The 14,323-nt window shown below is 72.3% G+C and carries 10 protein-coding genes; 5 read left to right on the plus strand and 5 right to left on the minus strand.

The annotated features are described in order from the left end of the window. The first annotated feature begins 27 nt into the window (after positions 1 to 27). On the plus strand, positions 28 to 723 hold the full coding sequence (locus WME89_RS42880) for an NmrA family NAD(P)-binding protein (protein WP_438005356.1): 696 nt from the start codon (positions 28 to 30) through the stop codon (positions 721 to 723). 59 nt (positions 724 to 782) lie between these two features. On the opposite strand, the gene WME89_RS42885 is transcribed toward WME89_RS42880, so the two are convergent. Beyond that, positions 783 to 1,475, minus strand: a complete 693-nt coding sequence (locus WME89_RS42885) for a hypothetical protein (protein ID WP_438005357.1) — start codon at positions 1,473 to 1,475, stop codon at positions 783 to 785. A gap of 375 nt (positions 1,476 to 1,850) precedes the next feature. On the opposite strand from WME89_RS42885, the gene WME89_RS42890 reads away from it, so the two are divergent. Continuing rightward, positions 1,851 to 2,219, plus strand: a complete 369-nt coding sequence (locus WME89_RS42890) for an MmcQ/YjbR family DNA-binding protein (RefSeq protein WP_438005358.1) — start codon at positions 1,851 to 1,853, stop codon at positions 2,217 to 2,219. A gap of 93 nt (positions 2,220 to 2,312) precedes the next feature. Here the strand turns inward: WME89_RS42890 and WME89_RS42895 are convergent, their stop codons facing one another. Both WME89_RS42895 and WME89_RS42900 read right to left on the minus strand, forming a co-directional pair. After that, positions 2,313 to 3,701 carry an extracellular solute-binding protein gene (locus tag WME89_RS42895; RefSeq protein WP_438005359.1) on the minus strand — a complete coding sequence of 463 codons (1,389 nt, stop codon included), beginning with the start codon at positions 3,699 to 3,701 and terminating at the stop codon, positions 2,313 to 2,315. Positions 3,702 to 3,962: 261 nt separating this feature from the next. Further along, positions 3,963 to 4,298 carry a winged helix-turn-helix transcriptional regulator gene (locus WME89_RS42900; RefSeq protein WP_438005360.1) on the minus strand — a complete coding sequence of 112 codons (336 nt, stop codon included), beginning with the start codon at positions 4,296 to 4,298 and terminating at the stop codon, positions 3,963 to 3,965. Between the two features lie 134 nt (positions 4,299 to 4,432). Between WME89_RS42900 and WME89_RS42905 the strand changes: the two genes are divergently transcribed. Beyond that, complete coding sequence (locus tag WME89_RS42905; protein WP_438005361.1) at positions 4,433 to 5,350, plus strand: NmrA/HSCARG family protein; 918 nt, start codon at positions 4,433 to 4,435, stop codon at positions 5,348 to 5,350. Between the two features lie 23 nt (positions 5,351 to 5,373). Here the strand turns inward: WME89_RS42905 and WME89_RS42910 are convergent, their stop codons facing one another. Both WME89_RS42910 and WME89_RS42915 read right to left on the minus strand, forming a co-directional pair. Further along, positions 5,374 to 6,714 (minus strand): cytochrome B6, encoded by a 1,341-nt coding sequence (locus WME89_RS42910; RefSeq protein WP_438012046.1) that lies wholly within the window; start codon positions 6,712 to 6,714, stop codon positions 5,374 to 5,376. 655 nt (positions 6,715 to 7,369) lie between these two features. After that, a complete protein-coding gene (locus WME89_RS42915) occupies positions 7,370 to 8,080 on the minus strand; it encodes a thermonuclease family protein (RefSeq protein ID WP_438005362.1) in 711 nt (236 codons plus the stop codon). 538 nt (positions 8,081 to 8,618) lie between these two features. Here WME89_RS42915 and WME89_RS42920 point away from each other — a divergent pair. Both WME89_RS42920 and WME89_RS42925 read left to right on the plus strand, forming a co-directional pair. Further along, positions 8,619 to 12,923, plus strand: a complete 4,305-nt coding sequence (locus tag WME89_RS42920; RefSeq protein ID WP_438005363.1) for a VIT domain-containing protein — start codon at positions 8,619 to 8,621, stop codon at positions 12,921 to 12,923. Beyond that, positions 12,920 to 14,254 carry a hypothetical protein gene (locus tag WME89_RS42925; protein WP_438005364.1) on the plus strand — a complete coding sequence of 445 codons (1,335 nt, stop codon included), beginning with the start codon at positions 12,920 to 12,922 and terminating at the stop codon, positions 14,252 to 14,254. Before WME89_RS42920 ends, WME89_RS42925 begins: the two co-directional genes overlap by 4 nt. The last annotated feature ends 69 nt before the right edge of the window (positions 14,255 to 14,323 follow it).

Here is a 14,323-nt window from a genome sequence, read left to right on the forward strand (position 1 = left end):
CCTGTGTCGTGGCGCGGGAGGAGCGCAATGAGCAAAGATAAAACGGTTCTGGTCACCGGGGCAAGCGGCCGCCAGGGCCAGCAGGTGGTGAAGCACCTCTTGCGGCAAGGGTTCGCGGTCCGCGCGCTGGTGCGCGACCGCACCACACCCGCTGCGGAGCAGCTACGATCCTGGGGCGCGACCCCGGTCGAAGGCACGTTCGAGGATCGCGCTGCGCTCGGCGCGGCGACGCGCGGCGCGCACGGTGTGTTCAGCATGCAGAACTTCTGGCGGGCCGGCTACGTCGCCGAGTTCGTGCAGGCGCGCAACATCCTCGAGGCGGCGGTCGAGGCTCGTGTCCCGCATTTCGTTTACTCGAGCGCCGGGATCGACAGAGACGCCGGGCTCCCGAATATCGAGACCAAGGCCATCATCGAGGCCATGACGCTCGACGCCTTTCCTCACGCGACCATCTTGCGTCCGGTGTGGTTCATGGAGGGCTTTGGCCCCGACTTCTTCGACCTCGAGCGGAACGTCTTCGGCTTCGTCACGGCGCCCGATCGGCCGCACGGCTGGGTCAGCGTCGAGGACATCGGCCGCTTCGTCGCGAGCGCCCTGGCTGCACCCGACGACTACGCGGGCGTGCGCAACATCTCCCGCGCGGCGCGCGCGCTCGCCATCGACCGGAGCACGCTGAAGCGCAAGATGGCGGCGTACGGCCTCCGCGGCGACGAGGCGGCCTGATGTCTTCACGTCGTGATGCGGGCGCTCGTCCGGCCGGGCGCCGCCGCGCTGGACGACGTTCAGAACTCCGCGACGTCGAACCTTCGCCCGTGCGTGCCCGGGCCCTCGCCGGTCCCGTTCAGGTTGCCCGGGGTCAACCCTTGTAGCTTTCCGGTGATGGTGCTGCTGCGGATCGTGCCGTGGAGGACGAGCCGCACATCATCGACCTCCGCGGGGTCGACCTCGGTAATCCGATAGGAACCCTGGACTTGCAAGGGATGGATCACGTGGATGTACGTGACAGCTTCGCGATTTCCGGCCCGGAGGGTGACCGGCAACGCGTCGGCGAAGGCGCCGTCCTCCGTCGCGAAGCTCAGCGGAACGTCGATCTCCAGAAACGGATCGCCGAAGGGGCAGCTCGTCGCCATGGGGTCTACAGGGTCTTCGGGCGCCCCGTCGCCCCCCGCAGCGTGCTGGACCCGTGACCTCGTGAAGTGAACGAAGCGCGCGGTGAGCGGCGCCCCCGCGGAGACCGTCACGGTCGTGCTCCCGCCCCTCGCCCACGTGAGCGTGGCAGAGCGCGCGCCCGAGATGGCAGAGATCGCGTCGTTCGCCGAGAAGCCGAGCCGGGAGGCGTCCTCCACGCCGATGATCTCCGAGCGCGCCGTGCACGGCCCATCCACTCCGCCGATCTGGCCGTCCAGCGCGCCTGAGCGGCCGTCGGTGCCGCTGCCGGCGCCGTCCGAGCCCTCGAGGAGCGCAGCGCTCAACATCAGTGCACCCATCCAGGAAGGCCGCTGTCCCCCGTGCATTCAAGAACCTCGCGCGGCGCATCTTGTGCTCTCCCGCGCGAGTATGCCAGTTCACTTTCGCACATTCCATAGCGCAGCAGAGCCAATCGACGTGCGGATCTGCGCTACGGTGGACCGCGCGCGGGCGCGTCGAGGGCGCGTCGAGAGGGAGGGGCTCCGGGAGCGCCCTTCGCGCGGCACCCACGGCGCGGCGCAGCGCGAGCACGCCGGGCCGGGCATTGTTCTGGACTCTCGACGGCCGCTCGTGTTCCCTCTGGAGCCGCGGAGGCGGCTGGCGGCCTGCCACTGGCCGCCGCGGGAAGGCGGTCAGCCCGACGTGAGCGTTCTCGACGAGCCATGAACTGGGAGCAGCTCTGCAAGCTCGGCCTCGCGCTGCCCGAGGTGGTGGAGGACGTCTGGTTCCGCACGCCCGCGCTCAAGGTCCGCGGCAAGTCGTTCGTGCGCCTCAAGGAGGACGGCCAGTCCGTCGTCTTCCTGCTCGAGAGCGTCGACGAGCAGGAATTCCTGATCGAGGCGCAGCCGGACATCTACTTCATCACCGACCACTACCGCGGCTATCCGGCGGTCCTGGCGCGGCTCTCGGCGCTGCGCGCGCCCGAGTGCCGCATGCGGCTCGAGCGAGCGTGGCGCCTCAAGGCGCCGAAGACCCTGCTGAAGCAGCTCGACCAGCGCGCGCCCGCGAAGCCGAGACAGCAGCGCCCCTGAGGCGCGCGCGTCCGGCGACGACCCCGGTGGACCGCGATGGGCCCGTCCGACGGTCATGGACGCCGAGATCGCTCGCCACGAGCCGCGGGTGGATCAGGGAGCGGATGTCAACGTCGCGAGGATGTCATCTCGCATCTCGTTCCTGACGTCGACGAGCCCGCCGTTCGGGAAGCTCATTCCTTCCTGCGTCAGCGCGTCGAGGGCCTGGTAGAAGGGCTCCTCGCTGATCGTGGGCGCCCCGTACGCGTCGAGCGTCGCTGCCAGGAGGTAGCGTGGAACGCGGGTCTCCTGCGGCGCGTCCTCGCTCGCGAGGATCCACGCGAAGGTGCTGGCCGAGCTCATGTAGGCGACGAACGCGGCGGCAGCCTCGGCGCAGGCATCCGTGCATCTTGCGCTCACGACGAAGCTGTCCGTGAAGAGCAGCGGGTGGTTGCCGTCGCCCAGCGGCGCCGAGGAGATCTTGATCTCGGCCGGATCACCCTCAGGAGGAAGGTTCTTCAAGATCGCATGGAGCCGCTCGGAATAACCGAAGGTCGCATCGACCTCCCCTGCTGCGAATCGCTGTGCCGGGAGGTCGAAGTTCTCCTCCAGATCGTAGGTGCCGTCGAGGCACGGGTTGCTCCCCCCGCTCTCGCACGTCCTCGAGAAGATGCTGAGCGCATCCAGGGTCGCCACGTCGTACATCGTGGTGGAGATCGCCGATGCGACCCCGTCGGGGCCGTTCGTGTCCGCCCACGCGTCCAGATACAGCCCGGGGAGGTTCCAGCTTCCGAGCAAGTTGCCGGCCATGTCCGGCGCATCCGTCTGGAGACCGACAAGCGCCGACGCCAGCTCGGTCGCCGTGCCAGCGCTCTCCACGGACGTGTCCCTGGAGAAGGTGAAATGGCCACAGAGCCAGTGCGGGACGCCGTAGATCTCCCCATGGTAGGTGGACGCCGCGACGCCCGCCGGGTGCCAGTCCGCGGGGGGAAGCTCCGCCCACGGGCGGATCGCGCCCGTGGCCACGAGCTCGCCGAGCAGGATCATGTCCGTCTCGATGACGTCATACGAGCAATCGGCGTCCTCCGCGGCGAGGCCCTCGGCCAGCGACGCGGGGTCGTAAAAGTCGCCCGCAAAACAGGGCGGATTCACCACGAGATCGATCCCGGAGTGCGCTGCCTCGAACTCGGCCTCGATGCGGAGCGCCATCGCCACGAGCTGATCTCCCGCCGCGTCGGGGATATAGGGATACAGGGGAACCCGGAGCACGGTCTTCTCCCCGGCGCTGCCGCCCTGGCCCCCGCTCCCGCCCTGGCCCCCGCCCCCGCTCCCGCCCTGGCCGCCGCTGCCACCGGCACCAGCCGACGAGCCTTCATCCATGCCGCTCGAGCAGCCAAGCGTCGAGAGCAACATCAGGCCAACCATCCGGGTCAGGTTGCGGGCCATCGAGGCGGACAGGCCCGACGACGAGAAATACCCAGTTTTATCTTCCTTCATTCCCATGGTGACACACCTCGTCGTTCGAAGCTGGCGGCGACAGCCCGGAGGATCGGTGCATGGGGCTCTACAAGGGATGATGGCAGCACCATGGCTCTCGCCCTTCCGCACGCGGTGTACCATGGCCTGATTCCGTGGAGCAAGCGCCGTCCAGCAGGCTCACCTGACCACGGGCCTGCTGCTTGCCGACGAGCGCGAGATGGCGACTCACCGTCTCCGCGAGGCCGAGTCGGCGCGAGGGCGGCGCTGAGGTAGAGGGCAGCCGCCTCATGCGGGCATCGCCGGCTGCTGGCGGGCGGAGAGGTAGTCGCGCCCCCAGCGCTCGATGGAGAACATGAGCGGGAGCAGCTCGTGCCCGAGCGCGCTCAGGCCATATTCGCTCGAGGGCGGCCTCGTGGGGACGACGCGCCTCGACACGATGCCGTTTTCCTCGAGCTCGCGCAGGCGCTGCGCGAGCACCTTGGGTGTCAGCTCCGGATTCAGGCGCAGGAGCTCGTTGAAGCCGCGCGTCCGCTCCGCGAGCAGCACGAGGATGCAGTAGGTCCACTTGCCGCGGATCAGCTCGAACGTCGCGGCGAAGGGGCAGGCATTCGGGTCGGCCATGGGTCTGTTCTCCGGCGTCTCGGCCGCATGCTTTCCTCCTGGAAAGCTGCTCTCCAGACGGTGCGTTCTTGTGGGTGGGTCGCGTCGTTCCTAGCCTCTCAGGGCGCCTGGTGTGTTGGCGCGGGAGGAGCGCAATGAGCAAAGATAGGACGGTTCTGGTCACCGGGGCAAGCGGCCGCCAGGGCCAGCAGGTGGTGAAGCACCTCTTGCGGACAGGGTTCGCGGTCCGCGCGCTGGTGCGCGACCGCACCACACCCGCTGCGGAGCGGCTACGATCCTGGGGCGCGACCCCGGTCGAAGGCACGTTCGAGGATCGCGGCGCGCTCAGCGCGGCGGCGCGCGGCGCGCACGGCGTGTTCAGCATGCAGAACTTCTGGCGGGCTGGCTACGTCGCCGAGTTCCTGCAGGCGCGCAACGTCCTCGAGGCGGCGCTCGAGGCGCATGTCCCGCATTTCGTTTACTCGAGCGCCGGGATCGACAGGGACGCCGGGCTCCCGAACATCGAGACCAAGGCCATCATCGAGGCCATGACGCTCGACGCCATTCCTCACGCGACCATCCTGCGTCCAGTGTGGTTCATGGAGGGCTTTGGCCCCGACTTCTTCGACCTCGAGCGGAACGTCTTCGGCTTCGTGACGGCGCCCGATCGACCGCACGGCTGGGTCAGCGTCGAGGACATCGGCCGCTTCGTCGCGAGCGCCCTGGCGGCGCCCGACGACTACGCGGGCGTGCGCATCAACCTCGCCAGCAGCACGAGCACCGGCGAGCAGATGGCCGAGGCCTTCAGCCGCGCGCTGGGCAGGCGCATCGTCTATGAACAGTGGAGCGAGCAGAAGACAGAGCAGGTGGTGCGCGACTACGTGCCTGACGCCCCCTACCGCCTCGAGCTGCGGCGCATCTACGATTACATCCGCGACGTGAATTTCACGCTCGACTTCGCCGCGCTGGACGAGAAGCTGCCCGTGCGCCACACGCTGGAGAGCTGGGTCGATACCGTGGCGAATCCAGCCTGGCTAAGGACGCTCGGGCCGGACGGCGCGGCGCGCGTGTGAAGGCCCCAGCGCTCTGATCGGGGCTACAGAACGCGGAGGAACGCCGTGAGATCTGCCTTCTCCTGCGCGGTCAGCTTCGTACCGAGCACGAGGTTGAAGAACTCCACCGTGTCCTCGAGCGTGAGCAGGCGACCGTCGTGCAGGTAAGGCGGGCTGTCCTTGATGCCACGGAGCGGGAACGTCTTGATGGGGCCGTCCGCGGTGGCCATCCGGCCGTTGATGAGCTCGGGCTTGAAGAAGCGCTCTGCCCGCAGGTTGTGCATCAGGTTGTCGGTGTAGTACGGCGCCACATGGCACGTCCCGCACCGGCCCTTGCCGTGGAAGACCTGCTCGCCGCGGAGCTCCTCCGGCGCGGCCTTCGCGGGGTCGAGGCGCCCGTCGACGCCGAGCTTCGGCGCCGGGGGGAAGTCGAGGATCTCCTGGAACTCGCTCATCGCCTGCACCTGGTGCCCGCGATCGAGGATGTTGACCCCCTTCTTCACGGCGATGACGATATCGCCGTCGAAGTAGGCCCCTCGCTGCTCGAACTCGGTGAAGTCCTCGACCGTCTTGAGCGCGCGCTGCGAGCCGAAGAGGCGCTGGATGTTGACGCCGCGCAGCGTCGGGGTGTCGACCCGGTGCCGGAACTCCTGCGGCCGGGTGTCGCCCACGAGGTGGGTCGCGTTGTTGGTGTGACCGTTGGCGTGGCAGTCGAAGCAGGCGACGCCGAGGCTCGCCCTCTCCGAGCGCCGGTCCGAGGTCGCGTTGAACTGCATCTGCGGGAACGGCGTCACGAGCAGCCGGAGCCCCTCGAGCTGCTTGGGCGTCAGGATGCCGTTGAAGAGCTCGTAGAAGTTGTCGATCGTGACGAGCTGCCCTTTGGAGACGTCGCCCAGGTCGGGCCGCGTGGTGAGGTAGATGGGCGCCGGGAACTCCGAGATGAGGTGATCCGGCAGGTCGAAGTCGAGATCGAAGCGCGTGAGATCACGCCCTGTCTGGCGCTTCAGCTCGTCGATCTGGAACTTCGGGAAGATCATTCCCCCTTCCGGGTGGTTCGGGTGCGGCAGCGGGAGGAAGCCCCTCGGCCAGAGCCCCTGCTCCCGGATGGCGTCGGGCGCGAGCGCGGCCAGCGCCTCCCACGTGTTTCCCTTCGGGAGCTTCACCCGGACGCCCGCCTGGACGGGCTTCCCGCGCGACATGGTGACCCCAGCCGCAGCGCGGTTGGCGAGGTCGTAGCGCTCATCGAGCAGCGCCTGGTGGCGCTTCGTCACCGCGGGTTTATCGGCCTTCATCCGGGCGACCAGGGCGGCGAACGGCTCCTTGTCGTCGACCGGCAAGTAGCTCGTGCGCGGCGTGTCGGCCCCGGGCGGAGGGTTCGCGTTCATCGGCGCCCGCGGTCCCGCCGGGGCGACGGCCCCGACCGCCGCCGGCGGGGGGCTCCGGGGGCCGGTAGGCTCTTCAGGGCCCGCGCCCGGCGCCGAGCCGCAATTCACGAGCCCGAGCGAGAGCGCCGCGGTGCACGCGACCAGGCACGAGACATCCATTCTCTTCACTGGCATACAAGCGCTCCTTCACGAAGAAGTTGTCGGTAGGGGACTGACGACCGGCCGCGCGCCGCAGCGCTCTGGTCCACCCGAGCGGCCGGTGGGTCCACGAGCGACAGCGGCTCGCCGGGCACACAGGCCAGGCGCCGCGAGCGAACCCGCCCACAGCGACTCCCGTGCCAAGGTCGAGTCCGTTTGGAGCCTGCCTCCCGATCAGGAGCGGCGCGCGGAGGTTCGGCGTTTCGAGCGCAGCTCGCTGGTGCTGAGGCTCCGGGCAAAATGAGGCGAATTGCCACGGCCGTGGCATGAATGCTCGCCGTGCTTCACCAGGCGCAACGGGGACGACGGGCGATGACGACGGGTTCGGAAGGGGCCTCGCCCGGGGCGCTCCCGGCCCACGGCTGCTCGCGACCGCTCAGGGCTCCGCCGCCGAGCCCCGTGGTCAGTCGTCGACGGCGTCGAAGGTGATCTGAAAGGGAGCTGGCTCCCGAGGTCGCTAGCGCTCGCCGCGCGCGCTCCGCTCCGCCGCGACGCGGACGAAGGGATCCCTCACGTCGCGCGCGTCGAAGAAGAACACCCGATCCCAGCAGGGTATCCGCTCGCGCTCCGACAGGTCGAACACCTCGCCGCGGGACAGGCTGCCGACGAGCCTCGCGCTCGACTGGCCCCTCATGCTCCACCTGTACTCGTACGGGAGCATGACGCTTGGGTCGCTGAACATGCCGCGCTTCGCTGTGAAGCTGTCCCGCGCGGCGTCGGAGAGCTCCTGCGCGTGGCGCAGGTTCGGCGCGACCGTGTAGGTGATCGCCAGGCCCTCCTCGAGCAGCAGCCGGTTGATGAGCTGGCCTCCTGAGATGACATACCCGAGCACGCGCCCGTAAGCGTCGCAAGGCTGCTCGTCCGTCTGGATCTCGACCTCGGCGCCGTCGGGCACCAGCTCGGCGAGCCGCGCGGCGGCCGCCTCGGCCCAATGGCCCTGCGAGGTGCCGAGGAAGTGCGTCTCCGGCGTATCTATCGAGAGCATGCGGACAGAGTGGATCACGCCCCGCTCGTCGCGCACGTGGAGCGTGTCCCCGTCGACCGTCTTCACCACCTCCGCGCGAAAGCAGTCGCCCGGGAGATCCGGCGCCCGGCGGAACCTCCGCCGCCGGGAAACAAGGGACACGTAGCCGATGAACCTCCGGAATCCCGGAAGCAGTCCTGTCATCGCCCCCTCCTTGGATGGATAGACCCCCAGAAACCACCGTTCGTCATGGCGCTCGGACTTCCGTCCTGCCCTGGCAGCCTGTTCCATGAAGATATAAAGCGGGCACCGGCCCGATGACAGCGCCTGGCCTCATGACCCCGGGGACGAGGTGACCTGACCCCGGGGACGAGGTGACCTGAAGCGTCGAGCGGATGAGAGAGAAGGAGAAAGAAAAAACGCCAAGACGCCAAGAGCGCACAGAGAGAGGGAGAGCAAAGACAGACATACACGACGCACGATCAAATCCATTTATCTCGTCCTCTCTCCTCGTCTTGGCGTCCTTGGCGTCCTTGGCGGCTCGAATCTCTTCCCCGGCAAACCGCGGCCTGACGACGCCCGCCCGCCGTCCCGCCGCGGGATCGGGCTACGCTTCCTGCGCCTTTTCCCGTTAGGATGAACTTTGCGATCTCTTCGATAGATCGTTGCGGGGCATGGGACGTCTGCATGGCCCCGCGCTGGGCTCCGGGGGCGAGAGCCACCGCGGCGAGGAGGGACCTGGATGTCGTCGCATGAAGAGGTAGGGCCGGCCGGAGCGCCGGCCGGGGAAGGCGCAGCAGAGACGGGCGCCGCGCTGGCACGCCGCAAGCGCGGCCTGCGCCTCCGGCTCGCGGCCGGGGTGCTCGTGCTCGCCGCCAGCGTGACGGCGCTCGTCCTGAGCCAGGAGACGCGGCCCGCGAAGGCCAGCGCCATCGGCGCCCGACTCGAGCTCTCCTCGGGCGAGGTGACGCTGACGGCGGGCGCGCAGGACGACAGGCGGGCGACCGTCGTGTCCGGCGTCCCGATCCCGGTCGGGGCCGAGCTCGCGACCGGCAAGGGGGCGCGGGCGCTCGTGAGGCTCGCCGACGGCTCGGCGGTGTTCCTCCGCGCGGACTCGGAGATCGCGCTCGGCACGGACGGGCTCTCGCTCGCCCAGGGCGAGGTGTGGCTCGACGCGCCGCCCTCGGAGCGCGGCGAGCTCTCGCACGCGCTCGGAGACGTGAGGGTGTCGGCCGCCGACGCGGGCCTGTCGATGAGGCGCTCGGCCGAGGGGGTGAGCGTGTACGTGGCGCGCGGGCTCGCCCTCGTCACGGCCCCCGGCGGGCGCGTCGAGGTGCACGCCGGCGAGCAGGCGACCGTCGCGGGCAGCGCCGCGCCGAAGGTCACGCCGCTCGCCTACTGGGAGGACTGGACCGGCGGCATGGGCGACCACCGGCCGCTCGCCGGCGAGGGCAGCGGCTCCGGCCGGATCTACGGCGTCGACCTGCAGGGCGCCCCCGGGGCACCGGCGCGCACGCTCGAGATCAGCCGGCAGGCCGTGCGGGCGGTGCTGCGCGACGGCATCGCCGAGACCGAGGTGGACCAGACCTTCTCGAACCCGGGCGGGCGCCAGGTCGAGGGCTGGTACTGGTTCACCGTGCCCGAGCGGGCGTTCGTGAGCTCGTTCGCGGTGGAGACCGACGGCGTCCTCGTCGAGGGGGAGGTCATCGAGCGGAAGGAGGCGGCGCAGCGGTACCAGGCCGCGGTGCAGACCGGCCACGAGCCGGCGCTGCTCGAGTGGGTCGACGGGCACAGCTACCGCGCCCGCATCTTCCCGGTGCCCGCGAGCGGCTCCCGGCGCGTGGTGCTGCGCTACGTGGAGATGCTCGGCGCGCCGGCCGGCAAGCTCGCCTACGTGTACCCGATGCGGTCGAGCGAGCCGGCCCAGATCGGCGAGTTCTCCCTCTCCGTCGACCTCGGCCAGGCCGGCCAGGGGATGCAGATCGCGACGCTCGCCGACGCGGTGATCGAGGACGGCGGGCGGCGGGTGAGCATGCGGCGGAGCGGCTACGAGCCGCGCGCGGACTTCCAGCTCGAGGCCTCCGTCAAGACGAAGCCGTCGCCGCTGCGCGTGGCGCGCTTCGCGGCGGGCGAGGACCGCGCCGACTACGTGATGGCGCGGTACGTGCCCGACGTGGACTGGACCGAGCTCAAGGAGCTGCCCGCCGATCTCGTCGTCGTGGTGGACACGTCGGCGTCGGCCGAGGAGACCGCGCGCCAGCAGAAGGCGGCGGCGGCCGAGGCGATCCTGCGGGCGATGTCGCCGTCGGACCACTTCGCGCTGATCGCGCTCGACTCGGCGCCCGCGGTCCTGCACCCGAGGGACGGGCTGGCCGAGGCGTCGGAGCAGGAGATCTCCGCGGCGCTCACGCGGCTGGCCGAGCACGCGACGGGGGGCGCGACCGACCTCGGCGCCCTGTTCGAGTCGGCGCTCGGGCGCGTGCACGGCAAGGAGCAGCCGGCCGTCATCTACATCGGCGACGGGCTCGCGACGAGCGGCGAGGTGACGGGCGCGCGCCTCTCGGAGCGGCTCCGGCGCTCGCTCGCGGCCTCGCGCGCGCGCTTCTTCACGGTCGGCGTCGGCGAGAACGCGAACCACGCGCTGCTCCGCGAGCTCGCGCGCGCCGGCGGCGGGCAGTCGTTCCGGATCGACGAGACCGAGGGCTCGACGTCCGAGGTGCTGCGCCTCGCCAGCGCGATCAAGACGGCGACCATCACCGATCTCTCGATCGACCTCGGCGCGGGGCTCGACGAGCCGATGCTCACCGCGAGCGGCAAGGTGTCGCGCGGCGAGGAGGTGGTGCTGCTCGCGCGCACGCACCACGCGCTGCCCGCGAAGGCGGTCGTGAAGGGGCGGCTCGCGGGGAAGGAGTACTCCCGCGAGCACACGATCGAGATCGACAGGGGCGTCGGGGCGGCGCTCGTGCCGCGCTTCTGGGCGGCCGAGAAGATGCGGCGGCTGCTCGCGGACGGCGACGACGCCGAGGCGCACCGGGGCAAGGTGGTCGAGCTCGGGCTCGAGTACGGGCTGATCACGCCGTTCACGAGCACGCTGGCGCTCGAGAGCGAGCAGGCGTACCTGAACCAGGGGATCCGGCGGCGGCGCTCGCCGCTCCGGGGCGAGCGGCTGACGGCGCTCACGCCCGAGCGAGAGCGCGAGCTCGCGGCGCTGCTCGCGCCGCCCTCCATGGCGATCGCCGCCGGGTGCGGGAGGAGCGAGCCGAGCGCGAGCTACGAGGAGGCCTCGAACAAGGAGGGCGGCTACGGGCTGAGCAAGCAGGCGGCGGCGCCAGCGGCCGCTCCGATGGCAGAGGCCGCGCCGGCGCCGGCCATGGCGGAGAAGGGCGAGGCGCAGGGCGCCAGGGCGGATCTCGCGGAGCCCGCCGCCGCCCTGCCGGCGCCGCCCGCCGCCACGGCCACGGCCGCGGCCGACGAGGCGGGGCAGGCTCCCGCGCCGCAGGAGCCGACGCTCGCAGCGCCGAAGCCGGCCGCCGTTCGCACGCAGACCAGTAGCGGGGGCGCCCTGGCGGCGAGCGCGCATGTCGCGTTCGGCGCGCCCGCCGCGAACGCGTCCAGGCCCCCGCCCCGCGCCGGCGGGCCGGCCGGGAACGCCGTGCCTGCGGGGGCGGCGGGCGGGGCGGCGGCGCGGAGAGCTGCCCAGGCGTGGACGCCCAGGCCCCGGTCCGTCGCGATGTCGCCGTGCAGCGACACGGCGCGGCGCCCGCTCGCCGAGCGCCTCGTCGTGTGGTCGAAGCGCCTCGCGCGCGCCACGACGGCCGAGCAGCTCATCGCGCGCTACGAGGGCGCGCTCGCGACGTGCGAGCTGCCGGACTGGCGCGCGAGGGCCGCGCTCCTCTCGCTCCTCCAGGCGAAGGTGGCCACCGAGGGCGGCGCCGAGGCGCTGCTCGTCCGCTTCGCCGACGAGCTGGAGGCGCAGCGGTTCATCGCGCGCGCGCTCATGCGGCGGAGCGTCGATCCAGCGATCGCCGCGGCGGTGCGGCGCACGCTCTTCGGGGGCGCCGATCCGAGGGCGCGCTGGACGCTGGTCGACGAGCGGCTCGCGGCGCTCCCGACGGCGGACGAGCGGCTCGCGCTGGTGCGCCAGATGCTCACCGAGCGGCCCGACGATCCGGAGGGGGAGATCCGGAGGGTGCGCCTCCTGGCCGAGGCGGGGCGGAAGGACGAGGCGCTCGCCTACGGGCGGAGGCTCCGCGACCGCGGCTTCATGAGCCCGGGGCTCGCGCTGGAGCTCGGCGACGTGCTCGCGTCGAGCGGCTTCGAGTCGGACGCGCTCCGCACGTACTCCGAGATCGTCGAGTTCGATCCGACGAGCCCCGCGTCGCGCGAGATGCTCGGCGACGTCTACCTCCGGCACGGCTGGTACGCGGCGGCGTACCGCCAGTACACGACGCTCACCGACCTCGCGCCGGCCGAGCCCCGGGGCTGGCTGAGGCTCGCGGCGGCGGCCGCGGGCAGCGGGCGCGTCGACGAGGCGCTGCGCATCCAGCGCAAGGTGGCCGCGGCGGAGGGCACGCCGGGGCCGGACGATCCGCGCGCGTGGGCGCGCCTCCTGTCGGCGGCGCGCATCGGGCGGCTGCTCGCCGGGGGCGGCGCGCCGGGGGGCGCGGCCGGCGCCGAGGCCGAGAGCCTCGCCCGCAAGCTGAAGGAGCTGCAGCTCTTCAGCGGCCCCGGGGCGCTCCGCGTCGTGCTGTGGGAGGACTACGCGGCGGAGCTCGCCCTCACGGCGCGGGACGGCCAGGTGGACGCGGCGCTCGGCGACGGCGTCTTCGCGCCGGCGATCGGGCTCGCGGCGGTGCAGCTGCCGGCGCCGGAGCTCGCGCGCCTCGAGTGGCGCGTGCGGTTCCGCAGCGATCCGCCGGGGAGGGACGTGCGCTTCGTGGTGACGACGCTCGTGTGGGACGGGGCGTCGTTCCGGGTGACGAGCGTGCCGGGGTCGATCGGCGCGCAGGAGCGGGAGGTCGCGCTGGCGGCCGACGCGCTGCCATGATCGACGTCTCGCTGCTCGGCTGGCTGGTCGTGACGCTGACGTCGCCGCTGTCGCTCGTGCTCTTGCTCGTGGCGCTCGGTGCGGCGGCGTATGTCGGCGTGACGGCGCTCGAGGCAGCTCCTCGCCAGCGCGGCGCGCGCGCGGTCGGCACGGGCGCTGCGGCCTGCACGCTCGCGGCCGGGATGGTCGGGCTGCGCGTGGGCGCGGGCGCGGGCGCGGTCGTCCCGACGGCCGCGGTGGGGATCGCCGCCGCGGCGGCGCTCGGGGCGACCGCGGCGTGCGCGTGGACCTTCGGCGCGCGCGGCGCGGCGGCGCTCGGGGCGGCGCGGGTCCGGCGGAGGGCGGCGGCGCTGCGGGCGGGCGACGAGCGGCGGCGGCTGCTCGCGGCGAGCCAGCGCGCCTACATCGAGGGCGACGACCTCGCCGCCGAGACGGCGGCGGCCGACGCCGCCGTCGAGCGGCTGCGCGCCGCGGTCGGGGCGCTGGCCGACGCGCGCGCCGCGCTCCAGGCAAAGCGCGACGCGGCGCGGGACGGAGGTGACGCGGGCGGCGAGGGCGAGGGCGGCGCGATGGACGGACCGCGGGCGGAGCAGCGGCCGGCCGAGGCGAGCGCGCTCGCCGAGGACCTCGCGCGCGCGTGCGACGAGGCCGCGCTGAAGCTGTCGATGGGCCAGCGGGTGCTCGCCGCCGCGGAGGCCGCGGCGCTGCGGGTCGCGTGCAACGCGCCGCTCCGGCGGCTCCTGCGGCGGCGGCCGCGCGAGGCCACGCAGGCGCTGGCGACCCTGGGCGCGGGCGCGCTCGCGCCGGCCTCCGCGTCGATCGAGGCATTCCTGGGCGAGGTGCGGGCGGCGCGCGACGAGGTCGCCGTGATCGCGGCGCAGCGCGCCTCCGACGGCGCGGCGGGCGCCCTGGATGGCGCGGTGGGCGCCACGGATGGCGCGGCGGGCGCCACGGCCGGCTCGGACCCGGAGCAGCGCCCGGCGGCGCTCGCGTTGCGCGAGCTCGCCGCGATGGAGTCCGCGTACGGGGCGCTGCTGGAGCGGCTGCGCCTGGCGGAGCTCCACGCCTCGACGCGCGCCTCGGTGCAGCAGGTCGAGAGCGCCGCGGGCGCGCTCTCCGCGGCCGCGAGGGCCGCGGCCCTCGACCCGGCGGAGCTCGACGCGCTCGTGACGGAGATCGCGCGCGCCGAGTCGGCCGTCGCTGCCGCCGCGCCGGAGGCCGGGGGCTCGCGGGCGCTCGCCGAGGCGCTCGCCGAGGGCTCCCTGGCCCTCGATCGGAGCGACGCGACGTCGCTGTCGGAGCTCATCGCGGCGTTGCGCGAGCTGCGGTGAGGCGATGGCCAGGAGATCGCTCCTGAAATCGAACGTAGAAGGACGCCTGGCCGTAAGCGATCCCTGCGC

It is taken from the genome of Sorangium sp. So ce321 (assembly GCF_051530195.1).
Taxonomy (GTDB): Bacteria; Myxococcota_A; Polyangia; order Polyangiales; family Polyangiaceae; genus Sorangium.